The organism is Pseudomonas sp. Yb2C2 (assembly GCF_052112325.1).
In the GTDB taxonomy this organism is placed as follows: Bacteria; Pseudomonadota; Gammaproteobacteria; order Pseudomonadales; family Pseudomonadaceae; genus Aquipseudomonas; species Aquipseudomonas marginalis.
Genome location: NZ_JAVAJK010000043.1, coordinates 1 through 23,358 on the forward strand (window position 1 = coordinate 1; position 23,358 = coordinate 23,358).

The window sequence follows — 23,358 nt, forward strand, 5'->3', positions numbered from 1 at the left end:
ACATCAAACTCGATACTGCGGGGGGGCACTTGATCGGGGGAAGGACGGCGGCATGGAGATGCCGAGTCGGTCATGCCCAAGAGCGCAGACAACGGCTGGCCAACCTGGCAAACCGCATCTGCTCGCAAAAACCATCTGCGTATGCTGTCCATCGGTACGCCTCCCCTGAAAACACTTTCCAGGGATCATCGCATCCTTCGCCGGCGCCTGTCGCAGACCCGAAACAGCTTGAAAACTCCTTTTTCGGCGCCTCTGCGCCCTCAGCCCACAAGGTGCTCTTGTGCACCTTGGGTTTCCACTTCCAGCCACCATGCATACCCACGCTCCGGCTGGTTCAAGCTGAACGCCTGGCCCATCGGCGGTGTGGTAATCGACACATTGCGCTCCCACGCCAGCGCCATGATGCGGTCGAAAGGTTCGTGCCAGGCATGGAACGCCAGGTCGAAAGTGCCGTTGTGGATCGGCAGCAGCCAACGGCCCCTGAGGTCGATATGCGCTTGCAGGGTTTGCTCCGGCTGCATGTGTACATGGGGCCAGTCGACGTTGTAAGCACCGGTTTCCATCAACGTCAGATCGAACGGGCCGTACTGTTCGCCGATGCGTTTAAAGCCATCGAAGTAGCCGGTGTCACCGCTGAAAAAGATACGGCGCGTGCCGTCGATCATCACCCAGGAACACCAAAGGGTCTGATTGGCATCAAACAGGCCGCGCCCGGAAAAGTGCTGCGCCGGCGTGGCGACAAAGCGAATGCCATCCACCTCGGTGCCTTGCCACCAATCCAGCTGCCGCACCTTGCTGGCGTCGACACCCCACTTGACCAGGATGTCGCCCACGCCCAGCGGCGCGAGAAAGTAACGGGTCTTGTCGGCCAGTTGGACGACAGCCTTATGGTCAAGATGATCGTAGTGGTTGTGGGAAAGAATCACCGCCTCCAGGGGCGGCAGCTCTTCAAGACGGATAGGCGGCTGGTGGAAACGCTTGGGGCCAGCCCAACTGAATGGCGAGGCACGCTCGGCGAACACCGGGTCGGTCAGCCAGAACTTGCCGCGCATTTTCAGCAATACGGTGGAATGCCCCAGGCGGAACACGCTGTGATCAGGCGCCGCCAACAATTGCTCGCGGGTCAGCGGTTGCACCGGGATCTGCCCCACCGGGCGCGTGCTGCGTGGTTTGTTAAACAGCATGTTCCAGAAGATACGCAAGGTCTTGCCAAAGCCACCGTGCTGCACGGGGGCCTCGTTGCTGAAGCGCCCCAGGTCCAGATCGGCAGGCTTGGGCGCCGCAGGTGAAGACTTGAGGCGGGTTGAGATGGTGGCCATTACAGAGTGACTCCTACGGTCCGCGCATAAGTTACACTGAACAGTGTAGTTTCAAGATTGCAACAAAATCCGCAGCAAGTAAACTACCCAGTGTAATTTACCCTCAAGAGCCGAACGCCACCCATGACTGCCCCTCAACGCCTCACCGACCGCAAACGCCAAGCCATCGTGGCAGCGGCCATCGCTGAGTTTCGCGATAACGGCTTCGAGGTCACCAGCATGGACAAGGTCGCCGCCACCGCTGGGGTTTCCAAGCGCACGGTGTATAACCATTTCCCCAGCAAGGAAGAACTGTTCGCCGAAATCCTTCACCAGCTCTGGGCCAGCAGCGTCGCCCAACTCGACGTCAGCTACACCAGCGAGCGCCCCCTGCGCGAACAACTGCGTGGTTTGCTGGAAGCCAAGATGAAGATGATGTCGGACACCAATTTCCTCGATCTGGCCCGGGTAGCCATCGCCGCCACCATCCACTCGCCGGAACGTGCGCAAGACATGGTCACCCGCCTGAGCCAGCGCGAAGAAGGTTTTACCCAGTGGGTACGCGCCGCCCAGGAAGACGGCCGCCTCTCTTGCACCGATCCGGCGTTTGCCGCCCACCAGATTCAAAGCCTGCTCAAGGCTTTCGCGTTCTGGCCGCAGATCACGTTGGGCCAGCCGACCCTGGATGCCGCTCACCAGGCGCGTGTCATTGAGTCGGCCATCGACCTGTTCCTGGCCGGCTACGAAGTCAGCGCCCCCTGCCCCGAGTAAAAACCGTTGCAGGAGCGACATTCCTGGTCGTTTTTGACGCATTCGCCCTCTGTTTTGCGCAAATGGCCTGGAAGGCCACTGATTATTCCCATGGGAATAACTGACAATATTCACAGGCCTTATGCGATCAACGGTCGATCCGGTGTCCGCGCGCCGCGGTAAATGTGAAAAACAGCTGAACCAGGAATTTATGGAAAACAGACGAGGCAAAGGGCTCTCATTTGCCCGGCGTATCTACCAGCCAAGGATCATCGGCCTGGGTGTCGGCAGCATCAGCGTTACCGGCGCCCTGTACCCGCTTGCCATGCCGGGCTGGGTCTGGGCGTTACTGCTGTTCAATGGGTTTGCCTGGGCGCACCTGGCGTATCAGCTATCCACCCGTTCACCGTTTCCTTACCAGGCTGAACAGCGCAACTTCCTGTATGACTCGGTACTCGGCGGGTTCTGGGCGGCGGCCACACAGTTCACGCCGCTGACAGCGGTGACCATCCTGTCGATGATGACCATGAACAACGTCGCCGCCGGCGGCCGGCGCCTGTTCCTGCGTGGCCTGCTCGCCCAGGTGCTGGGGATCGGCGTGGCATGGGCGCTGTTCGGTATCCAGTTCAACCCCGACGTCAGCCTGCTTCAGGTCTACTCCTGCCTGCCGATGCTGACCCTCTACCCCATGGCCATCGGCATGGTCTGTTATCAACTGGCGATCAAGCTCTCGGAACATAAACGCGCCCTCAGTGCCCTGAGCCGCACCGACAGCCTCACCGGCCTGCTCAACCACGGCTCGTGGAAAGACCTGCTGCACCTCAAGTTCCACAAGTGCCAGCAGCAGCAAAGCCACGCCACCATCGCATTGATCGATATTGACCACTTCAAGCAGATCAACGATACCCATGGCCATATCGTCGGCGACACGGTGCTGCGGCAACTGAGCCTGGAACTGCGGCGCAACCTGCGGGAAAACGACCTGGCCGGACGTTATGGTGGCGATGAGTTCTGTGTGATTCTTCCGCAAATGCCTCTGGAGCAAGCAGCGCAGATCATGGAGCAGATGCGCGAAACATTCGGCAACTACCGCACCCCGCACATACCGGAATTGCGCGTCAGCCTGAGCATCGGCCTGGCGGACTTCCAGCCGCGCTTCACCGACGCAGCCATGTGGCTGAACGCGGCGGACCGAGCACTTTATGCCGCCAAGGACACCGGGCGTAATCGAGTCAGTGTCAACGACGACCGGATAGCCTGCTCCGCCTGACGTTGTCCTACGACACCTGGTCTTGATCTTCCGTGCAACGCCGCGGGAGATGGCGTAATGCCTCCATTGGTCGCCTACCCAAAAATGGTCCTGCCCATGGGGCGAACTTCTTGTCAGGCTGATGACTCTTAACCCGTTGTTCCACCCCCCGCTGTCAGCACAAGGGAGCTGACAATGAGCAGGTCAACCGTAGGGCAAATGCCTTACGGAGGCAGGCGCCTATACATGGATACTCCCAGACGCGTGCTTGCCCGAGCCCCCGAACATGTTATTCAACGCCCATAAGAAAACCATCGATACCCTGCAACACACCGTGGCTCACCAGGCCAGCCTGCTGGACGCCATCGAACGCTCCATGGCGGTGATCGAATTCGATCCGCAAGGCCTCGTGCTGCGGGCCAATGACAACTTCCTCAGTACCCTGGGCTACCGCGCCGAGCAGATCGAAGGCCAATCCCACCGGATGTTCTGCACGCCCGCCTTCGCCCGCAGCGCCGAGTACCAGCAACTCTGGGCCAACCTGCAAAAGGGTCAGTTCCAATCAGGTACCTTTGAACGGGTGGGCGGCAATGGTCAGTCGGTGTGGCTGGAAGCCAGCTACACCCCGGTACGTGATAACGCGGGCCGTGTGATCAAAGTGGTGAAGTACGCCCTGGACGTTACCCCGCGCCTGCAGGCCGAAAGCGAGGCCAACGCCAAGTTGGAAGCCATCGGCCGGGCCATGGCCGTCATCGAGTTCAACCTCGACGGCACGATCATCACCGCCAACGCCAACTTCCTGCAACGCATGGGCTACAGCCTGGCGCAGATCCAGGGCCAGCATCATCGTCTGTTCTGCACCCCGCAGACCGCCGCGAGCTCAGCCTACAGCGAGTTCTGGCGACGCCTGAACCAGGGTGAATTGTTCAGCGGCCAGTTCGAGCGCGTGGATAAAAACGGCCGGCCCGTTTGGCTCGAAGCCAGCTACAACCCGGTGTACGACGCCAGCGGACGCCTGTGCAAAGTGGTGAAATTCGCCTCGGATATCACCGCGCGCGTGCAACAACACGCCGCTGACGCACAGAGTGCCGCCCAGGCGTATCACTTGTCCCTGCACACCCAGGACATGGCGGAAAAGGGTGCCGACGTGATCCAGAAAACAGCCAGCGGCATGCGTGAAATCTCCTCGGACATCGACAACTCCTCGCAACTGATCGCCAAGCTGGGCGAGCGTTCGCAGCAGATCACCACCATCGTCAACACCATTCGCGGCATTGCCGAACAAACCAACCTGCTGGCACTCAATGCCGCTATCGAAGCGGCGCGCGCGGGTGAACAAGGCCGTGGTTTTGCCGTGGTGGCCGATGAAGTGCGGCAGTTGGCGGCGCGCACCAGCGGGTCCACCACAGAAATATCCAGCATGATCGCGGTGATCCAGGCTGAAACCCGCCAAGCCATCGACAGCATGGACGCAACCCGCGACCGTGCGGCCCTGGGCGTGGAGTTGGCCAACCAGGCCGGTACGGTGATCCTGCAGATTCGCGAAGGTACCAGCGAGGCGGTGCACGCGGTGAGTGCGTTTGCCAATGAGCGGGGTGTCCACTAAGTAGGCCACGGGTTATTCATGTGTAAGACAGGTCGCCAGGACTATAGTGATTCACTGTCTTAACGTTGATGACCCGAGCCCACCATGACCCCCGACAAGCCCGAAACCGCCCCCGTCGATCACCTGCGTTTTCACCGCCGCCACGCCCACCTGGCGCCGACCTTCGGCAACGATACCTTTGCCCTCAAGGCCGAGGCCTTTGCGCGCTTCTTTGGTACACCGACCTTCCTCGGTGCGCAAACCGCGATCGTGATCTTGTGGGTGGTGCTGAACGTAACCGGCATCACCCACTTCGACGTGTACCCGTTCATCCTCCTCAACCTGGCCTTCAGCCTGCAATCCGCCTATGCCGCGCCGCTGATCCTGCTGGCCCAGACGCGCCAGGCCGCCCGCGACAAAGCCCAGTCCGACGCCGACGCGCAACACCGTGAAGCCCTGGCCATCGCCAATACCGAACGCCAGGCCCAGGCCGCGCAAACCACCAGACAGTTGCTCGAATTGCTGGAGCAAAACACCCGGCTGACGGAAATGACCAAGCAACTGACCGAACACATCGAAACCCTGACGTGCGAAATGCATGAGCACTATGTGCGAAAACCTCAATAACAACGCGAATGCCATGTGAGAGGGGGCTGACTCCCGATCGCGGTGAGTCAGGGTTTCATCTGCACATGCCGGCCCAACTCATCAAACAGCGTCACCACCGAGCGCAATGCGCGGCAATCGGGGCGCGTCAGCAGCCATAACGCGGTGTCGTGCCCAGCCAACGCGGGGCCCAGGGGTTGCAGGCCGTCATCCAGCAGAAAGTCCGGCAGCGCCGCCACGCCCAACCCTGCCCGCACCAGTTCGGTCACCGACAACATGCTGTTGCAGCGATAGCTGGGGCGTACACCGGGCAGGTGTTCGCGGCGCCAGGTCACCGTGGGGTGGTCGGGCAGGAAGTCGTCCGGCGCGATCCAGGCCAGGTCCGCCAGTGAGCGTGCGGCGTGTTGGTGCGCATACGTGGGGCTGGCACACACCTGATACGCCACGGCCCCCAGGCAACGGCCGACCAGATGCGCCGGCGGAGTCCTGGTCAGGCGCAGGGCGATGTCGGCATCGCGGCGGCTGAGGTTGGCGAAATCATTCGACGTGCTCAGTTCCAGGGTCAGCGCCGGGTAGTCCGGCATGAACTGCGCCAGCGCCGGCAGCAACAACCCTTGCAGCACCGAGTCGGTACAGGTCAGGCGCACCGTGCCGCTGATCACCTCGCCGCCCTGCTCCACGCCGATGCGCGCCGCCTCAAGCGCTTGTTCGGCACGTTCGGCCTGCTGCGCCAGGCTATTGGCGAGGCTGGTGGGCAGGTAGCCGGCGCGGCTTTTTTCAAACAGCGTCTGGCCCAATGCGGCCTCCAGCCGTCGCACCGCGCGGAACACCGTGGACACATCCACCCGCAATAACGCCGCCGCGCGCGCCAGGGTGCCGCCACGCACCAGGGCGAGAATCAACGACAGGTCGGGGTAATCGAGTTGATAGTGCGTGGCTGCATTGAGCATGTGGGTAAACGCCAATATTGATTGCGTGCGCGCCAATCTATAGTGCACGTCAGGACACCACAAGCCATGGGACGCACACGATGAAAGCCACCACCCTGCACCTCGCCCTGATCGGCGATTACAACCCCGATGTCATCGCGCACCAGGCCATTCCCGTCGCGCTGCAACGGGCCGCCGAAACCCTCGGTTTGCAGGTTCATCTGCAATGGCTCGACACCGACACCCTCACGCCCACCACAGCACTGCACGGCTTCGACGGATTCTGGTGCGTGCCCGCCAGCCCCTACCGCGACACCGACGGCGCCTTGCGGGCGATCCGTTTTGCCCGCGAACAGCGGCGACCTTTCCTCGGCACATGCGGTGGTTTTCAACATGCAGTGCTGGAATACGCCCGCAACGTGCTGGGCTGGGCCGATGCCGAACATGGCGAGCTGGCGCCGGGCGCTGAACGCGCAGTGATCACCCCCCTGAGCTGCGCACTGGTTGAAGCCACCGACAGCCTGCGCTTGACACCCTACACGCGCATCGCCGAGGCCTACGGCCGTCTTGAAATCGAGGAAGGTTACCGCTGCCGCTACGGCATCAACCCCGAATTCGCCGATGCCCTGCTCGAGCGCGAGATGATTCCCAGCGGGCATGACGCAGCCGGCGATCTACGCGCGGTGGAGTTGCTCGACCATCCATTTTTCGTCGCCACCCTGTTCCAGCCTGAACGCGCCGCCCTCAAGGGCATCACGCCGCCTTTGGCGATTGCCTGGCTCAAGGCGTGCCAGGAGCAGTGCGCATGATCGCCAAGACTCCCGCCCCACCCTACTACGCAGTGATCTTCAGCTCATTGCGCACCGACGGCGATCAAGGCTACGGCCAGGCCGCCGCCCGCATGCTGGAGTTGGCTCGCGATCAACCGGGGTTTCTCGGGGTGGAATCGGCGCGGGAGGATGGCCTGGGGATTACCGTGTCGTATTGGAGCAGCGAGGCCGCGATCCTGGCCTGGAAGCAGCAGGCTGAGCATCGGGCAGTGCGTGAACAAGGACGCTCCATCTGGTACTCGGCGTTTCAGACACGGGTGTGCAAGGTGGAACGGGCCTACACATTCCAAGGCCAGTAACCTTCATATCAGCTGAGTCTCTGTGGCGAGCAGGCCTGCTGTGGTGAGCAGGCCTGTTGTGGTGAGCGGGTTTGTTGTGGTGAGTGGGCCGGTTGTGGTGAGCGGGCTTGCCCCGCGCTGGGCTGCGAAGCAGCCCCAATTCAGTTGACGCGGTTCTCCTGACTAACCGCAGCGTCTGGTTCAGGGGCCGCTTCGCGCCCCAGCGCGGGGCAAGCCCGCTCACCACAACAGGCCCGCTGCCCTAAAAAGCCGGCCTGCCACAGAACGCTCGCTTACCGCCTATGCCGTCTAGCTCACCAGACTGCGCAGCGCACTGATCTGTGGAATTTCCACCCGTTTCATATACACGCGCAACGGCTCGCTGATGTTGATGCGGTCGTCGATATTCTGGTCGAGCAGCAACTGGATACGCTCGCGGGACAGGGTCATGGTCTGCTCGGGGGCCGGCAGCCAGACAAATTCAGCGGTGGGGATAATGCCGTCGTCGGCCACGTCCATGCCGAAGGAATCTTCGCTGAAACGCACGATGTACTGGCCAGTCTTGCGGTTGAGGCCAACAAAACCGCGGAGTTGGTCGGCGGCCTGGCAGATAAGCTCGGAGGTGATGCGCATGGTAAACCTCACTGAAAAGTCCCACAGGGACTGGAAAGATGGTTTACACGCGTGGCAGAAAATACCGTCCTCTGGCGGGGCGGCTGCGAGCAAGAGTACTGCAATGCCGCGCAAAAAAACCGAGAAAATTGGCACGTGCGCACGTTAATGTCGGTTTGGTGATAGCGCCTTTCGCAATCAATTGTTAAAAAGGAGGCCTTCTCAAAGCTACCTCCACGAAAGGACTTCGCATATGCCTGTCACGTTTTCCAAGAGCGCCCTGCTGCTCGCACTGGCGCTTGGCCTCGGCCAGGCACAGGCTGCCGAACCGATCAGCCCGGCTGAACTGGCGACAAACGAAGGCATTCCCTACCCCGCCGTGATCGCTCACCGTGGCGCGTCCTACGACGCGCCGGAATCCACCGCCGCCGCCTACAAAGTCGCGCGCGACCTGGGTGCCGACTACCTGGAACTGGACCTGCAGCGCAGCAAGGACGGCGTGCTGTTCGCCCTGCACGACAACAACCTGCAGCGCACCACCGACGTGGCAACCAAGTTCCCTGAGCGCAAGGACGCCCCGGCCAATGAGTTCACCTGGAAAGAACTGCAAACCCTCGACGCCGGCAGCTGGTTCAACGCCGCCTACCCGGATCGTGCGCGTCCAGGCTTCGTTGGCCTGAAGATCCTGAGCCTGGACGACATCATCAAGATCGCCGAAGGCAACCCGCAGCACAAACCCGGCCTGTACATCGAAACCAAGGAGCCCAAGCAATTCCCGGGCATCGAAGCCGACCTGAAAAACAAGCTGCTGGATAAAGGCTGGTTGAGCTCCGCCGGCTCCAAGCTGGGCAAGAGCAACACCGGCGTCGGCCAGGGCAAGGGCCGTGTGGTGCTGCAGACGTTTGAAAAAGACAGCTTGAAAGAGCTGCAGAAAGAAATGCCGAACACGCCGAAGATCCTGCTGTTGTGGGTTGGCCCAGGCAGCATCGAGCCGAAATCCACGCAGACCTTCGCCGAGTCCGGCGAACCGACCAAGGCCGCCTACTACGCCAAGCAAGAGCCAAAAGACGCCGCCGAGTTCGAAAAGTGGGTCGACGAAGCCAAGAGCCTCGGCGCCATCGGTACCGGCCCATCGGCTGAGCTGACCGACCACGGCGACCAGAGCTACACCGACCTGGTGAAGCCTGAAATGAACAAGCTGACCCACGACAAGGGCCTGCTGGTGCACGTCTACACCGTGGATGAGCCGGTCGACTTCGACAAAGTGATGAAGGCCGGCGTCGACGGCATCTTCACCAACCGCGCCGCCGAACTGTTGAAGTTCTACAAGCGCTGGCCGTCGTCCAGCGTGCAAGACCTGCTGAACGACTATAAGTACTGAGTGAGTCGGGCATTGGTGTCAGTGCGCCATTAAGGATGAGTTAAGTTGCGCCGGTTAATCTGGCGCCACTTAAACAGCTCACCAGAGAAGGACACACACCATGAAAACCCTGACCGCCCTGTTCGCCGCCACCGCCCTGACCCTGACCGCCGGCCTGGCCCAGGCCGATGTTCGCCCGGACCACATTGAAGGCCTGCTCAAGTCCGGCGCCGTGATGCCGTTTGAGAAACTCAATGCCGCCGCCGTGGCCACACACGCCGGTAGCAGCATCACCGACACCGAGCTTGACCACAAAAACGGGGTACTGGTCTACGAAGTCGACCTGACCGACACCGCTGGCAAGCGCTTTGAAGTGAAGCTCGACGCCAAGACCGGCGCGGTGCTGGAAAACAAGCAAGACACTTGAGTTGAACCTAGAAAAAACGCGCCACCTCCGGGTGGCGCGTTTTTTTATGCGCACCGTTAAAACGTCATATAACTGTCATACCTCCTTGCAATGATTCGCCCACGCGAACCTGTGAAACGTCCTACAGGCGCTTTCTCTGCGAGTCTCCATGAACCACAGCCTCGACCACAGCCACCAGGACTCCGACCTGTTTGGCTTGCTTTACGGTTTTCGTTTTCGTCCCGGTGAAAAGGGCGAACAGATTGATTCGGCTGCTGCCCTCGCGGCCTTGCAGCAACCCGCCGACCCGGAAGAGTTCCTGTGGCTGCACCTCAACCTGGCCCACGCCGCCTGCGAACGCTGGATGCTGGCCAACCTGGATTTACCCGAAGAATTCTTCGAAGCCCTGCACGAAGGCTCGCGCTCCACTCGCATCGAACACGTCGACTCAGCCTTGCTGGCGGTGGTCAACGACGTGGTGTTCAACTTCAGCAGCATGGTTTCGTCGGATATTTCCACGCTGTGGGTCTGCGCCCGCAGCCGGCTGTTGATCAGCGCACGCCTGCAACCTTTGCACTCGGTGGACAAGTTGCGCTCGTCGGTCAAGGCCGGCGAACGCTTTCGCTCACCGCTGGAACTGCTGGTGCACCTGCTGCGCGACCAGGGGGAAGTGCTGACCCAGATCGTGCGCAAGACCAGCATCAGCGTCGACCACATCGAGGACCAGTTGCTGTCCTCGCGCCTGTCCACCAACCGCGCGGAACTGGGGGCGGCGCGCCGGGTGCTGGTGCGCCTGCAACGCCTGCTCGCGTTGGAGCCGGGTTCGCTGCTGCGCCTGCTCAACCGCCCGCCGCAATGGCTGCAAAAGGAAGACGTGAAGGAGTTGCGCAAATCCACCGAGGAGTTTGCGCTGATCATCAACGACCTGACGGCGCTGGGCGAACGGATCAAGCTGCTGCAGGAAGAGATCGCCGCCAACCTCAACGAGCAGAGCAGCCGCACGCTGTTCACCCTTACCGTGGTGACGGTGCTGGCGTTGCCGATCAACATCATCGCCGGTTTTTTCGGCATGAACGTGGGCGGTGTGCCCCTTTCACAGGACCCCGAGGGGTTCTGGATCCTGGTGGCATTGGTCGCGACCTTCACGCTGATCGCCGGACGCTGGGCGTTTCGCAAGTTTTCAAATTGAAATGCAATCAACTGTCGAATCGTCGCACCGCCCCTCCCACATGAGTACTACGGTGTTTTGTAGACCAGTGGCAGATCCAATTACCTAAACAATGACCTGCGGCAGCATCGCTGTAACATTCTGCAATGAATATGAACGGCATCCTCCCCACACGGATGCCCGGCATGGCCACCCCTTCCCTGACTGCCTCAACGCACTCATCCTCCGTCGATTCAAAACCGCGCCTGGACAAGAAACCCGGCCTGGTGACGGTGATCGTTTTCTTCGCCGTGCTTGCCATGGGCCTGTTGTTTACCGCCTACAGCCTCATGCACGACATGCACGAAATGGGCGCCCAGCTCACCACGTGGACGCCGTTCCTGCTGCTGGGTGTGGCGCTGTTGATTGCCCTGGGTTTCGAGTTCGTCAACGGTTTCCACGATACAGCCAACGCGGTGGCGACGGTGATCTACACCAACTCGCTGCCGCCGCAGTTTGCGGTGGTGTGGTCGGGCTTCTTCAATTTCCTCGGTGTGCTGCTGTCCAGCGGCGCGGTGGCGTTCGGCATCATTGCCTTGCTGCCGGTGGAGCTGATTCTGCAGGTGGGTTCATCGGCCGGCTTCGCGATGATCTTCGCGTTGCTGATCGCCGCGATCCTATGGAACCTCGGCACCTGGTGGCTGGGTTTGCCGGCCTCGTCGTCCCACACCCTGATCGGTTCGATCATCGGCGTCGGCGTGGCCAATGCCTTGATGCACGGGCGTGACGGCACCAGCGGTGTGGATTGGAGCCAGGCGATCAAGATCGGTTATGCGCTGCTGCTCTCGCCGCTGATCGGCTTCGCCTTCGCCGCCTTGCTGTTGCTGGCCCTGCGCGCCTTTGTGAAAAACCGTGCGTTGTACAAGGCCCCCAAGGGCGACACCCCGCCGCCCTGGTGGATTCGCGGCATGCTGATCGCCACCTGCACCGGCGTGTCCTTTGCCCACGGCTCCAACGATGGGCAAAAAGGCATGGGCCTGATCATGCTGATCCTGGTGGGTACCCTGCCCATGGCCTATGCGCTGAACCGCGCCATGCCGGCCGAACAATCGTTGCAGTTCGCCGCAGTCGCCGAAGTGACCCAGGTGGCGCTGATGAAAACAGCGCCGCTGGCGTTGGCGGGTGACCCTCGGCCGGTGCTGTCGACCTACATGCGTACCAAGGAAGCCACGCCCGAGTTGATTCCGGCCCTCGCCGCCCTCGCCGGCCAGATCGGTGACCAGGTCAAAGGCTACGGTTCCCTGGCCAAAGTCCCCGCCGAAGCCGTGGGCAACGTGCGTAACGATATGTACCTGAGCAGCGAAACCATTCGCCTGATGGACAAAGGCAAGGTCGGCAATTTCGACGCTGACACCCAAGGCAAGCTGCAACTGTTCAAGCAACAGATCGACGATGCCACGCGCTTTATTCCGCTGTGGGTGAAGATTGTCGTGGCCATCGCCCTGGGGCTTGGCACTATGGTCGGTTGGAAGCGCATCGTGGTCACCGTGGGCGAGAAAATCGGCAAGACCCACCTGACTTACGCCCAGGGCGCCTCGGCCGAGACCGTGGCGATGCTGACCATTGGCGCAGCGGATATGTTCGGGCTGCCGGTGTCGACCACCCATGTGTTGTCGTCGGGGGTGGCGGGGACCATGGTGGCCAATGGGGGTGGGTTGCAGATGCGGACCATCCGCAATTTGCTGATGGCGTGGGTGCTCACCTTGCCGGCGGCGATTCTGCTGTCCGGCAGCCTCTACTGGCTGTTCACCAAACTCTTCTGACCAACCTCAGATTGAAAATGTGGGAGGGAGCAAGCCCCCTCCCACATTTGGATGTGTGTCGTGTCAGTTGTTGAAGAGTCCCGCCATGGCCTTGAGCCGTTTTTTGTACACCCGCCGCGCCTCCAGTGCCTGCTCCAACGTCACCGCCACAAACCCCGCCCGCTGGTTAGGCTGCATCTGCCCGATCAAGTCCAGGTCGGCACTGATCACCGTGCCAATCATCGCGTAGCCACCGCCGGATACCGCATCGCGGTGCAGCACAATCGGCTCCAGCCCCGCCGGTACCTGTATCGAGCCAATCGGGTAGCAACTGTCGACGATATTCGACGGATCCGACCCCGCGCCGAACGGCTGCTCACGCGGTTGAAAGCTCAGCGCACTGCCGCCCTTGAAGCGATAGCCGATGCGGTCCGCCTCGGAGCCGACCGTCCACGGTTCGGCAAAAAAGCTGCTCTTGGCGCCCGCGGTCAATCGCTCGTAATACAGTCCTGGCACCACGCGCAAGGTGACATCGCCGCCCACCGAGCGGCGCAATGCCATCGGCAAACTGTTGCCTGCCCGCCCGAGACCGCTGGCTTCGCCGATGGGCAGCTCATCGCCTGCCTGCAAGCGTCGCCCGTGGAAACCACCAAGGGCGCCGAGGGTGTAGGTGGAACGGCTGCCAAGCACCAACGGCACGTCAATGCCACCGGCGACGGCGAGGTAAGTGCGGGCACCGGCCTTGGGAAATTCGAAACGCAGCACCTGCCCGGCACGCACCTCGAAGGCGGTGTCCTGATGCACCACTTCACCGTCCAGGCGCGGCGACATCAACGCACCGCTGAGCGCGACCAGGGTATCGCGTTGAAACTCCAATTCCGGCCCGATCAAAGTGCATTCCAGGCCGGCCGCGCCCACCGGGTTGCCCACCAGATGGTTGGCTGCACTCAAGGCGTATTGGTCCAAAGCACCCGATGGCGGAATGCCCAGGTGGTAATAGCCTTCGCGGCCCAGGTCCTGCACAGAGGTGGCGAGGCCGGGTTTGAGGACCTTGATCATGCCAGCGCCTCCTGCAGGGTTTTCGGATAGCCGATGGGGTCGGCGAGAAACGCATCGAGGGAAAATTCCACCGGGCGAATGCGCAGGTCGAAACGTCCTGCCTCCACCTCGGCAACCGCCAGGTCGTAGGCGTCCCGGTCGATGGGTTTGAATTGCACGATGTCACCCGGCCGGAAAAACACCATATGCGCCTTGAGGTAAGCCAGCTGCTGCGCCGGGTCGTAGATCGGTGCCGGGGTCACGCCAAACATCTGGTAGCCGCCGGCGCCGCGCACCGAGTAGATGCAGCCGAAGCAACCGCCATGGCCGAGGGTCAGCTTCGGCGTGTCGGTGCGCGGGCGCAGGTACTTGGGCACCTGCAACTGCCGCTCGCGCTCGACCATCTGGAACATGAACGGCAAGCCCGCGACAAAACCCACCATCGAGACAAACCACGGCGCACCACTGTGGGCGGCGATAAACGCTTCGACATCGGCCAGGCCATTGATGCGCGCGGCGTATTCCAGGTCGGTGGCGCTGGGGTCTTGATGCCGGTCGCGAAACCGCATCAGGGTTTCATGAGTCCAGGGGTCGTTATAGAGCACCGGGATTTCGATGATGCGCGTGTGCAGGGTGCGTTCGGCCACAGCCTGGGCTTCGGCGCTTTGCACAGCGTCGAGCAGCACATGGGGGGCGATGCGGTCGGGGTCGAAGCGAATCTGGAACGAGGCATTGGCCAGGCACACATCCAGCACGCCTTCCAGCGCCAGGCGCTCCACGGCACGGGTCACGGCCATGCCCTTGAAAAAAGCTTCAAGGGACATGCTCTCGCTGACTTCGGCGAACAGGTGTTCATCACCGCCGAAGCTGTAGCGGATGGGGGACGTTTCAGCCATGTCTGTTCCTCTTGGAATCGTTATAGAAAGGCAGGCAAAAAGTGATAGGTGGCGAGCGGGCTTGCCCCGCGTTGGGCTGCGTAGCGGCCCCAATACAAACACCGCGTAGTGTCAGGTATAACTCCGCCGCCTGATTTCAGGGCCGCTACGCGCCCCAACGCGGGGCAAGCCCGCTCGCCACAGAAAGCCCATTCGTCACCACGATGCCCGCCTGGTCCAACGCTTCACGGGTGGCCTCCACCAACTCCAGCGCGCCGGGGGTGTCGCTGTGCAGGCAGATGGAGTCGAATTCAATAAACAGGTCTTCGCCTTCTACGGTACGCACCAGCCCCATCTGACACGCCCGTAGGACACGGGCCGCGACCGTGGCCGGATCCAGCGCACGTACGTTGCGGGTAAACACAATGGAGCCCGTCAGATCGTACTCACGGTCGGCATAGAATTCGCGCACCACCGGTTGCCCGAGTTCCTTGGCCACGCGCCAGATCACCGAGTTGGGCATGCAGTACAGCAACAGCGTCGGCTCGATGATTTGCAGGTTCTGTACCAGCAGGCGCGCGGCTTCTTCGTCGCGGGCCAGGTGCATGTAGAGCGCGCCATGAGGCTTGATGTGTTGCAGGGTCATGCCTTGGGCGCGGGCGATTTCGCGCAGGGCGCCCAGTTGGTAGAGCATGTCGTCCACCAGTTCCTGGGCCGGCGCATTGATATGCCGACGACCGAAGCCCACCAGGTCGCGAAAGCCCGGGTGTGCGCCGATGGCCACCCCCAATTGCTTGGCGCGCGCGACGGTGCGGCGCATGGTGCCGGGGTCGCCGGCATGGAAGCCGGTGGCGATATTGGCCGAGCTGATATAGGCCATCAGCTCCGCGTCGACGCCGTCGCCGATGGTCCAGGGACCGAAGCCTTCGCCCATGTCTGAATTGAAATCCACTGCCTGCATCGGGGACGCTCCGCCAAAAGGTGATGCTCGAAAGTAGGCTGCGGCTTGACCCCTTGGGAAGATCTATTATCAGATGGCTCATCTTCTGAAAATCAGATAAAGCCATGTCCCTGACCTTGCGCCAAATCCGCTACTTCGTCGCCACTGCCGAAATCGGCCAGATTTCCCAGGCGGCGATTCACCTGAACATCTCCCAGTCTGCGGTGACCACGGCGATCAAGGAGCTGGAAGCCCTGCTCGGCGTGCAACTGTTTGTGCGCTCGGCCCAGGGCATGAACCTGACCGATGCCGGGCGGCATTTTCTCAACCGCGCCTACGTGATTGTGCGCAGTGTCGACGATGCGCTGAACAGCCCGTTGCCCGACTACCGCGCCAGCGGCGTGCTGCGCCTGGCGGCCAGCTACACGGTGCTGGGTTACTTCCTGCCCCACCACCTGCAGCGCATGGAGCACTGGCACCCGGATGTGACCCTGGAGGTGTTCGAGCAGGAGCGCCAGGCCATCGAACAGGGCCTGCTCGATGGCCAGTTCGACATGGCCGTGGTCCTCACCGCGAACCTCACTCACCCGGCGATCGTCTCGGAAATCCTGTTCAACTCGGAACGTCGTTTATGGCTGCCCAGCCATCACCCATTGTGCGAACGCGGTGCGGTGAGCCTGGCGGATGTGGCGCAGGAGCCGTACATCCTGCTCACCGTCGATGAAGCCGAACACAGCGCCATGCGCTATTGGGAACAGGCCGGGCAAACGCCCAAGGTGCGGCTGCGCACCAGCTCGGTGGAGGCGGTGCGCAGCATGGTTGCCAATGGCAGCGGCGTGGCGATCCTGTCGGACCTGGTGCACCGGCCCTGGTCGCTGGAAGGCAAGCGCATCGAGACCCTGACCGTCACCGACCCCGTCACGCCCATGAGCGTCGGCCTGGCCTGGCACCGCGAACGCGCCTTTACCCCGGCAATGCAGGCATTTCGCGATTACTTCCACGACGCCTTCCTGGCGCCGCAACAGCTGTCGGCGCGGCGTTAAAGCTGCGAATGCAGAATGGCCGCCAGCCAGTCCATGAACACCCGCACCCGCAGGGGTAGATGCCGCTGACCGGCGTAGAGCAGGGACACATCCAGCGGAGGGGCCGGATAGTCCGGCAGGACCGCCACCAGCTCCCCGCTGGCCAATTCGTCACCCATGCCCAGGGCCGGCACCTGAATAATCCCGAAACCGCCCAGGCAGGCCGACTTGTAGCCATCGGTGCTGTTGACCGTGACCCGACCGGCCATGGGGACGCGCAGCACCTTGTTGCCCTGCACGTATTCAAACCCCGCCGAACGTGAACCCAACGGCCGCACGTAATGCACCAGGTGATGGTCGGCCAGGTCGGCCAGTGTCCGGGGCACGCCGTAGCGTTGCAGGTAGGTGGCGCTCGCGCAGTTGATCATCGGCATGCTGCACAGCAGCCGCGCCACCACGCTCTGGTCCGGCTGCGCGCCCACGCGCAGCACGCAATCGAAGCCTTCGGCGAGCAGGTCGACCTGGCGGTCGGTGGTGCTGATCTCCAGTTCGATCAGCGGGTGTGCGTCCATAAACTGCGGCAGACGCGGCAGGATCAAGTCCCGCGCCATCACGTTGGGCATGTCCACCCGAATCCGCCCGGCCAGTTGCGCTTCGTCCTGGCGAAACAGCCCCTCCAATTCCTCCATGTGTGCGAGCAAATCCTTGCTGCGCTCATACAGCACGCGGCCATCCTGGGTGGCCTGCACCTTGCGCGTGGTGCGCTGCAACAGGCGGGCGCCGAGCAGCTCTTCCAGCGCCTGCACATGCTCCGACACCGTGGAGCGCGGCAGGCCCAGGCTCTCGCCGGCACCGGTGAAACTCGACAGCTCGGTAACGCGCACGAAGGTGCGCAGCAGCTCCAGTTTGTTCATGGGATTGTTCGCCTTATTCGGCCAGTGATTCCGGCATAGCGCTGTTTATCACGTTATGACCGGACAAATACACTGCTTCCCACACTCAATCACCGAGGACATCACCATGAACCGTAAAATCGCATTGATCACCGGTGCCAGCCGTGGCCTGGGCAAAAACACCGCCCTGCACCTGGCGGCACAAGGCGTCGACATCATTGGCACTTACCACAGCAAGGCCGATGAAGCGCAGGCATTGGTCGCACAGATCGAACAACTGGGCGGCCGTGCCGCGATGCTGAAACTGGACGTGAGCCAGAGCGCGACGTTCGCTGATTTCGTCGGTGAGGTTGCTGGCGTACTCAAGGACGTTTTCGCACAGGACCGCTTCGATTTTCTGATCAACAACGCCGGTATCGGCATTCACGCCAGCTTCGCCGAGACCACCGAAGCGCAGTTCGATCAATTGGTGGCGATCCAATTCAAGGGTCCGTTTTTCCTGACCCAACAGCTGTTGCCGTTGATCCGCGACGGCGGGCGCATCGTCAATATTTCCAGTGGCCTGGCGCGCTTCAGCCTGCCCGGCTACGCCGCTTACGCCGCCATGAAAGGCGCGATGGAAGTGCTGACCCGCTACCAGGCCAAAGAGCTGGGCGGCCGTGGCATCAGCGTCAACATCCTGGCCCCCGGCGCCATTGAAACCGACTTCGGCGGTGGTGCCGTGCGCGACAACGCCAACCTCAACGCCATGGTCGCCAGCAATACCGCCTTGGGCCGCGCCGGGTTACCGGACGATATCGGCGGCGCGATTGCCAGCCTGCTCGCCGACGGTAGTGCCTGGATCACCGGCCAACGTATCGAGGCGTCGGGCGGCATGTTTCTGTAGGAGCTTGTCACGCAGTACGTCATACCCCCAGTGATACACATAGGTGTACGGCAGGAAAAACAGCAGTACGCCTATGTCGAGGATAAACGCCTGCACCAAGCTGATGTTCAGCCAGGCGGCAATCAGCGGCACACACACCAGGATCAACCCACCTTCAAACATCAAGGCATGCAGCACGCGGGTCCAGCCGTTGCTGGCCAGTTGCAGGCGCGCCTTGAGGCGGTCGAACAGGCCGTTGAAAATCACGTTCCAGGCCAGCGCCAACAGGCTGATCGCCAGGGTGACCATGCCCATCTCCAAGGCAGGCTTGTCCATGATCCACGCCAGCAACGGGGTGCAGATCAACAACGCCAAGGCTTCGAAACCAATGGCCTGGCAAACGCGTTCAGTAATCGACTTGGTAGGGTTCATGAGCCGGCTCCGTGAGTGACGATGGTTGTCATCATTAGCCTTTGACTCGATACTTCATAACCAATAACCATCGATCAAGGCGATAGTCATGGCTTCTAACGAAGTGCTGCAGGCGTTTGTGCAGGCGGCCACCCAAGGCTCGTTTTCGGCGGCGGCGCGCAAGCTCGGCAAGAGCCAGTCCACCGTCAGCGCGGCCGTGGCGAGCCTGGAGATTGACCTGGATGTGGTGCTGTTCGATCGCAGCAGCCGCAAGCCGACGCTGACGCCGGCGGGCCATGTGTTGCTGCAACGCGCCGAGCAGGTGCTGGAGGCCAGCAGCCGGCTGGAATTGGCGGCGAGCCAGTTGGCCCAGGGGTTGGAGCCGAAGCTGAGTGTCGCCATGTCCGATACCTACCAGTCCGACCGTTTCGAAGTCGCCCTCAGCGCCTTTGAACAGCGCTACCCGGACCTGGAGCTGGAATGCCTGATCGCCGAATGCGAAGACCTGATCGCCCTGGTCCAAAGCGGCCGCGCGCAGATTGCGTTTATTGAACACCAGGAAGAGTATCCGCCAGACCTGACCCGCGCCCCCGTGGACGAGCGCACGGAAATTGCCCTGTTCGTGTCACCCAGACATCCGCTGGCGGGCGTCGGTACCCTCACCGCGCACACCCTGCAACAGCACCGCGAATTGCGTCTGGCCAGCATCATCAACCCGAACGAAACCCGCGCCAATGGCCGTGTGTGGTCGGCCCCCAGTTACCTGATGCTGTTGGAGATGGCCCAGTTGGGGTTTGGCTGGGCACCGATTCCGCGCTGGCTGGTGGAGCGCTTTGGTGGGGGGCAGTTGGTCGAACTCAAGGCACGCGGTTGGCCGCGCTCGGTGGCGGTGGATGCACTGTGGTCACGGCATCATCCGCCGGGGCCGGCAGGGAGTTGGTTGCTGGGGAAGATGTTGGAGTGATTTTTTTCAGACAATTGAGATTAATGTGTGGGGCCCCCGATGACGGTCGGTCAGTCACCTAATGCAGCGACTGACACCCTGCTATCGGGGCATAGGTATCTACACAACTCTTAAAGGCTGACACATAACTCTGTGGTGAGCGGGCTTGTCGAATCGTCGCACCGCCCGCGCTGGGCTGCGAAGCGGCCCCAATAAGGTCACCGCAGAGTGCCAGAATCAATCGAGGTGAAGGTTTTGGGGCTGCTTCGCAACCCAGCGCGGGTCAAGCCCGCTCACCACAGAAGCCTAATTGCCATAGATTCCGTATTCACTGGAAGTTGTGTAGATACCCATGCTCATCGGGGGCAAGCCCCCTCCCACATTTTTGATCTTCATTGCTTGGGGAGATTGAGTTCGGCCAGGCGGTGTTTGAGGAAGCGTTTTTCCGGGATCTGCTGGGTCAGCGACAAGGCTTTTTCGTAGGCTGCCCGGGCCTCTTCCACCCGCCCCAATTGCCGGCAAAACTCGCCCCGCGCCGAATGCGCCAGGTGGTAATCCAGCAACTCGCCGCGCGCCAGAATACCTTCCACCAACTGCAACCCTGCCAGCGGCCCTTCGCCCATGGCCACCGCCACGGCGCGGTTCAACTCGATCACCGGCGACGGCGCGGCACTGAGCAACACATCGTAGAGCCCGATAATCTGCAGCCAATCCGTTTCCCCGGCGCTGGGCGCTTCGGCATGCACCGCTGCAATCGCTGCTTGCAGGCAGTACGGGCCAAAGCCGCGACGGCTCAGGGCCTGTTCCACCAGCCCACAACCTTCGGCCATCAGCGACGCGTCCCACCGCGAACGATCCTGTTCATCCAACAACACCAACTCGCCGCTGGCCGAGGTGCGCGCCGCGCGGCGGGACTCGTGCAACAGCATCAGCGCCAGCAGGCCCATCACTTCCGGCTCCGGCAGCAATTCCAGCAGCAGGCGGCCAAGGCGAATCGCTTCGCGGGTCAGGTCCTCGCGCGTGAGGTCCGCGCCCATGGACGCCGAATAGCCTTCGTTGAAGACCAGGTAAATCACGCGCAGCACGCTGTCCAGGCGCTCGGGCAGCTCGGCAAGTGACGGCACTTGATAAGGGATTTTGGCCTCGCGAATCTTGCCCTTGGCCCGCACGATGCGTTGGGCGATGGTGGTCGGGGTGGCCAGAAAGGCGCGGGCGATTTCTTCGGTGGTGAGGTCGCAGATCTCACGCAAGGTCAGCGCCGCCTGGGCGTCGGCAGCCAACGCTGGGTGGCAGCAGGTGAAGATCAGGCGCAGGCGGTCGTCTTCCACGTCCTCAACGCTCCAGTCAGCGGCTTCCAGGGCGTCGGCCTGCGCCTGCAATAACGGGGTAAAGCGGGCCTGGCGGCGTAAACGGTCGATGGCCTTGAAGCGTCCGGTCGACACCAGCCAGGCCCGTGGGTTGTCCGGCACGCCCTCTTGCGGCCAGCGCTCGACCGCGACGAAGAACGCCTCGTGCAAGGCTTCTTCGGCGAGGTCGAAATCCCCCAGCAGGCGGATCAGGGTGGCGAGAACGCGCCGGGACTCACTGCGGTAGATCGCCTCGATGGGAGGCGTCAATCGCGCATGCCCTGGGTCACCAGCGTCACCAGGCGGTCCAGGCTCTGACCCCAGCCGTCGTGAAAGCCCATGGCTTCGTGGGCCTGCTTGTCTTCGGCGCTCCAGTGCATGGCGCGAGCGGTGTAGAGGGTCTTGCTACCCTCGACTTCCTGCAGCGTCACTTCGGCGGTCATGAACGGTTTGCCCGAAGGGATCCAGCCCGGCGTATAGGCGTCGGTAAACACCAGGCGCCGAGGGGCGACAATCTCCAGGAACACGCCTTGGGTCGGGTACTCGCTGCCATCCGGCGCGCGCATCAGGGTGCGAAACAGCCCTCCGACCCACAGGTTCATTTCGCACTCGGGGGTGGTCATGCCATGGGGGCCCCACCATTGTTGCAACAACGCGGGTTCGGTCCAGGCGCGGAACACCCGGCTGCGCGGCGCATCGATCACGCGGCTGATGGACAGTTCAAATTCGGCAGGTTGCGTAGGCATGGCTAAACCTCCTCAAGTCTTATGGTTGTTGTGCTCAGAGATTCAATTGGCGAACGGGGCGCACTTCCACACTGCCGACCCGGGCGGCCGGAATGCCACCGGCCACCTGGATCGCTTCATTCAAGTCGCGCGCCTCGATCAGGTAGAACCCGGCGAGCTGTTCCTTGGTTTCGGCAAACGGCCCGTCGGTGATCGACACCTTGCCATTGCGCATGCGCACCGTGGTGGCGGTGGTTACCGACTCCAGCGGCTCGGCGGCGAGCATACGGCCACTTTTTTGGATGGACTGCGCATAGGCAAGACACTCCGGGTCTGCGGGGCTGTCCGGCGAGGTGTGCAGCACCTGCTCGTTGCTGTAGATCAGGCAGAGGTATTTCATGTGCGTCTCCGTCTTCGGACTATTGACTATAGTTCGCGGCGCTCAAGGTTTCAGGTCGAACAATGCCGTGCCACTTGCCATGTCGAACGGCGCCGACCAGTGCTCATGCACCACCTTCCAGTCACCGTTGAAGCGTTGGTAGCCGGCGGTCACCCGCATCCAGCAGGCCTTCACTTCACCGTCCGGCCCGGCGCCGCCGCAGTGGGCGAATGCGCTGTCCTGGGACTCGACGATACGCAGTTCGTGGAACTCGAAAATGCCCGGGCCGGGGCAGTGCTCCATGCAGGCCTCCCAGTGCGCACGGTAGGCCGCCTTGCCTTTGAACTGCAGGGCGGTCACGGCGTCGAACGAGACGATATCGTCGGCGTAATAGCTGACAATCTTATCGATATTCCGGGAAAGCACGGCTTGCTTCCATTGCTCGATCAGGGTGTTGATAGCGGTACTCATGGCGATACTCCTTCGGGTTGGAAAATCACGGAAGACACCCTTAGTCGAACGGCCCTCGGGCAAATCGACAGCCCGTTGAAAAATAATGTCGTCCAGCACAAACCCGATAGACTGCGTCCTTCCTTGCCGCTGTTCGGACACGCCGATGCAAACCCGCCTTGTCGCCTACGAAACGCTGAATACCGTGCAACAACAGCATGTCAGCGCCATCGAAGTTCACCCTGAACAGCTGCCGTTTTGCGGTGACATGTATTGCGCCCTCAATTCGCTCCTGGCCAAGCCCAGCCCCGGCGTCAAAGGCTTTGCCCTGCTGGCCGACGACAGTCCGGTAGCCTTCCTCCTGCTTAAACGCCCGCCCTGCCTGCCCCACTGGGCCGATGAACACAGCGCAACGCTGCATGCGTTGCAGGTGGATCGGCAGCAGCAAGGGCGTGGATTCGGCAAGGCCTGTTTGCAAGCCTTGCCGGCGGCGGCCTTGCAGGCGTGGCCGCAGATCAAGGCGCTGGAGTTGTCGGTGGACACGCACAATGTGGCGGCGATGGGGTTGTATCTGGGCGCAGGATGGGTGGACAGCGGGGAGGCGTATAAGGGGCGGGGT

General features: G+C 62.0%; 25 protein-coding genes and 2 pseudogenes. 15 read left to right on the plus strand and 12 right to left on the minus strand.

All coding sequences use genetic code 11. The annotated features are described in order from the left end of the window. Positions 1-260: 260 nt before the first annotated feature. Complete coding sequence (locus Q8X51_RS31265; RefSeq protein ID WP_027605642.1) at positions 261-1,319, minus strand: MBL fold metallo-hydrolase; 1,059 nt, start codon at positions 1,317-1,319, stop codon at positions 261-263. A 123-nt stretch (positions 1,320-1,442) separates the two neighbouring features. On the opposite strand from Q8X51_RS31265, the gene Q8X51_RS31270 reads away from it, so the two are divergent. The 5 genes and pseudogenes from Q8X51_RS31270 to Q8X51_RS31290 all read left to right on the plus strand — a co-directional run bounded on the left by Q8X51_RS31270 (position 1,443) and on the right by Q8X51_RS31290 (position 5,509). Beyond that, the gene (locus tag Q8X51_RS31270; RefSeq protein WP_065925250.1) at positions 1,443-2,069 is read left to right on the plus strand and encodes a TetR/AcrR family transcriptional regulator; all 627 of its coding nucleotides are present in this window, start codon (positions 1,443-1,445) and stop codon (positions 2,067-2,069) included. Between the two features lie 190 nt (positions 2,070-2,259). After that, positions 2,260-3,318 carry a diguanylate cyclase gene (locus Q8X51_RS31275; protein ID WP_065925251.1) on the plus strand — a complete coding sequence of 353 codons (1,059 nt, stop codon included), beginning with the start codon at positions 2,260-2,262 and terminating at the stop codon, positions 3,316-3,318. Positions 3,319-3,583: 265 nt separating this feature from the next. Next, positions 3,584-4,354 (plus strand): annotated as a pseudogene (locus Q8X51_RS31280) (PAS domain-containing protein); the annotation flags it as partial. A 111-nt stretch (positions 4,355-4,465) separates the two neighbouring features. Continuing rightward, positions 4,466-4,903: pseudogene (locus tag Q8X51_RS31285) on the plus strand (methyl-accepting chemotaxis protein); the annotation flags it as partial. An 84-nt stretch (positions 4,904-4,987) separates the two neighbouring features. Continuing rightward, on the plus strand, positions 4,988-5,509 hold the full coding sequence (locus Q8X51_RS31290; protein ID WP_065925253.1) for a DUF1003 domain-containing protein: 522 nt from the start codon (positions 4,988-4,990) through the stop codon (positions 5,507-5,509). Between the two features lie 47 nt (positions 5,510-5,556). Here the strand turns inward: Q8X51_RS31290 and Q8X51_RS31295 are convergent, their stop codons facing one another. Further along, positions 5,557-6,438, minus strand: a complete 882-nt coding sequence (locus tag Q8X51_RS31295) for a LysR family transcriptional regulator (protein WP_146477357.1) — start codon at positions 6,436-6,438, stop codon at positions 5,557-5,559. A gap of 80 nt (positions 6,439-6,518) precedes the next feature. Here Q8X51_RS31295 and Q8X51_RS31300 point away from each other — a divergent pair, with 80 nt between their 5' ends. Continuing rightward, positions 6,519-7,226: a CTP synthase C-terminal region-related (seleno)protein gene (locus Q8X51_RS31300; RefSeq protein ID WP_065925255.1), complete on the plus strand. Its 708-nt coding sequence runs from the start codon at positions 6,519-6,521 to the stop codon at positions 7,224-7,226. Continuing rightward, positions 7,223-7,546 carry an antibiotic biosynthesis monooxygenase family protein gene (locus Q8X51_RS31305; RefSeq protein ID WP_065947849.1) on the plus strand — a complete coding sequence of 108 codons (324 nt, stop codon included), beginning with the start codon at positions 7,223-7,225 and terminating at the stop codon, positions 7,544-7,546. Before Q8X51_RS31300 ends, Q8X51_RS31305 begins: the two co-directional genes overlap by 4 nt. Positions 7,547-7,834: 288 nt before the next feature. Here the strand turns inward: Q8X51_RS31305 and Q8X51_RS31310 are convergent, their stop codons facing one another. Continuing rightward, positions 7,835-8,158 carry a DUF2025 family protein gene (locus Q8X51_RS31310; RefSeq protein WP_065925256.1) on the minus strand — a complete coding sequence of 108 codons (324 nt, stop codon included), beginning with the start codon at positions 8,156-8,158 and terminating at the stop codon, positions 7,835-7,837. 232 nt (positions 8,159-8,390) lie between these two features. On the opposite strand from Q8X51_RS31310, the gene Q8X51_RS31315 reads away from it, so the two are divergent. From Q8X51_RS31315 to Q8X51_RS31330, 4 genes are all read left to right on the plus strand, one after another. Further along, positions 8,391-9,518: a glycerophosphodiester phosphodiesterase family protein gene (locus tag Q8X51_RS31315; protein ID WP_065925257.1), complete on the plus strand. Its 1,128-nt coding sequence runs from the start codon at positions 8,391-8,393 to the stop codon at positions 9,516-9,518. 100 nt (positions 9,519-9,618) lie between these two features. Next, positions 9,619-9,924: a PepSY domain-containing protein gene (locus Q8X51_RS31320; protein WP_065925258.1), complete on the plus strand. Its 306-nt coding sequence runs from the start codon at positions 9,619-9,621 to the stop codon at positions 9,922-9,924. 148 nt (positions 9,925-10,072) lie between these two features. Continuing rightward, positions 10,073-11,092, plus strand: coding sequence for a transporter (locus Q8X51_RS31325; RefSeq protein WP_065925259.1), 1,020 nt, complete (start codon positions 10,073-10,075; stop codon positions 11,090-11,092). A 164-nt stretch (positions 11,093-11,256) separates the two neighbouring features. Next, positions 11,257-12,873, plus strand: coding sequence for an inorganic phosphate transporter (locus tag Q8X51_RS31330; RefSeq protein ID WP_065925286.1), 1,617 nt, complete (start codon positions 11,257-11,259; stop codon positions 12,871-12,873). Between the two features lie 63 nt (positions 12,874-12,936). On the opposite strand, the gene Q8X51_RS31335 is transcribed toward Q8X51_RS31330, so the two are convergent. From Q8X51_RS31335 to Q8X51_RS31345, 3 genes are all read right to left on the minus strand, one after another. Beyond that, entirely contained in the window at positions 12,937-13,911 is a 975-nt protein-coding gene (locus Q8X51_RS31335) for a biotin-dependent carboxyltransferase family protein (RefSeq protein ID WP_065947850.1), read from the minus strand. Beyond that, positions 13,908-14,786: a 5-oxoprolinase subunit B family protein gene (locus Q8X51_RS31340; RefSeq protein ID WP_323147462.1), complete on the minus strand. Its 879-nt coding sequence runs from the start codon at positions 14,784-14,786 to the stop codon at positions 13,908-13,910. The genes Q8X51_RS31335 and Q8X51_RS31340 overlap by 4 nt, the downstream gene beginning before the upstream one ends. A 145-nt stretch (positions 14,787-14,931) precedes the next feature. Beyond that, the gene (locus Q8X51_RS31345; protein WP_323147461.1) at positions 14,932-15,726 is read right to left on the minus strand and encodes a 5-oxoprolinase subunit PxpA; all 795 of its coding nucleotides are present in this window, start codon (positions 15,724-15,726) and stop codon (positions 14,932-14,934) included. A gap of 104 nt (positions 15,727-15,830) precedes the next feature. Between Q8X51_RS31345 and Q8X51_RS31350 the strand changes: the two genes are divergently transcribed. Continuing rightward, the gene (locus Q8X51_RS31350) at positions 15,831-16,748 is read left to right on the plus strand and encodes a LysR family transcriptional regulator (RefSeq protein WP_027605626.1); all 918 of its coding nucleotides are present in this window, start codon (positions 15,831-15,833) and stop codon (positions 16,746-16,748) included. Here Q8X51_RS31350 and Q8X51_RS31355 read toward each other — a convergent pair. Then, positions 16,745-17,641 carry a LysR family transcriptional regulator gene (locus tag Q8X51_RS31355; protein ID WP_407693920.1) on the minus strand — a complete coding sequence of 299 codons (897 nt, stop codon included), beginning with the start codon at positions 17,639-17,641 and terminating at the stop codon, positions 16,745-16,747. The two genes, Q8X51_RS31350 and Q8X51_RS31355, sit on opposite strands and share 4 nt — an antisense overlap. A 106-nt stretch (positions 17,642-17,747) precedes the next feature. Here Q8X51_RS31355 and Q8X51_RS31360 point away from each other — a divergent pair, with 106 nt between their 5' ends. Beyond that, positions 17,748-18,506 carry an SDR family NAD(P)-dependent oxidoreductase gene (locus Q8X51_RS31360; RefSeq protein ID WP_092488892.1) on the plus strand — a complete coding sequence of 253 codons (759 nt, stop codon included), beginning with the start codon at positions 17,748-17,750 and terminating at the stop codon, positions 18,504-18,506. Here Q8X51_RS31360 and Q8X51_RS31365 read toward each other — a convergent pair. Then, entirely contained in the window at positions 18,405-18,917 is a 513-nt protein-coding gene (locus Q8X51_RS31365) for a multidrug/biocide efflux PACE transporter (protein WP_043293516.1), read from the minus strand. The two genes, Q8X51_RS31360 and Q8X51_RS31365, sit on opposite strands and share 102 nt — an antisense overlap. Positions 18,918-19,005: 88 nt before the next feature. Here Q8X51_RS31365 and Q8X51_RS31370 point away from each other — a divergent pair, with 88 nt between their 5' ends. Further along, positions 19,006-19,860 (plus strand): LysR family transcriptional regulator, encoded by an 855-nt coding sequence (locus Q8X51_RS31370; protein ID WP_065947853.1) that lies wholly within the window; start codon positions 19,006-19,008, stop codon positions 19,858-19,860. 371 nt (positions 19,861-20,231) lie between these two features. Here Q8X51_RS31370 and Q8X51_RS31375 read toward each other — a convergent pair whose 3' ends face one another. From Q8X51_RS31375 to Q8X51_RS31390, 4 genes are read right to left on the minus strand one after another with little or no spacing between them, the layout of a single operon-like run. Continuing rightward, positions 20,232-21,455, minus strand: a complete 1,224-nt coding sequence (locus Q8X51_RS31375; protein ID WP_407693919.1) for an RNA polymerase sigma factor — start codon at positions 21,453-21,455, stop codon at positions 20,232-20,234. Further along, entirely contained in the window at positions 21,452-21,931 is a 480-nt protein-coding gene (locus Q8X51_RS31380; RefSeq protein WP_065925267.1) for an SRPBCC family protein, read from the minus strand. The genes Q8X51_RS31375 and Q8X51_RS31380 overlap by 4 nt, the downstream gene beginning before the upstream one ends. 34 nt (positions 21,932-21,965) lie before the next feature. Then, a complete protein-coding gene (locus Q8X51_RS31385; protein WP_065925268.1) occupies positions 21,966-22,310 on the minus strand; it encodes a YciI family protein in 345 nt (114 codons plus the stop codon). A 42-nt stretch (positions 22,311-22,352) separates the two neighbouring features. After that, a complete protein-coding gene (locus Q8X51_RS31390) occupies positions 22,353-22,760 on the minus strand; it encodes a YybH family protein (RefSeq protein ID WP_407693918.1) in 408 nt (135 codons plus the stop codon). A gap of 145 nt (positions 22,761-22,905) precedes the next feature. Here Q8X51_RS31390 and Q8X51_RS31395 point away from each other — a divergent pair. Next, a partial coding sequence (locus Q8X51_RS31395; protein ID WP_407695002.1) for a GNAT family N-acetyltransferase occupies positions 22,906-23,358 on the plus strand: 453 nt, incomplete at its 3' end.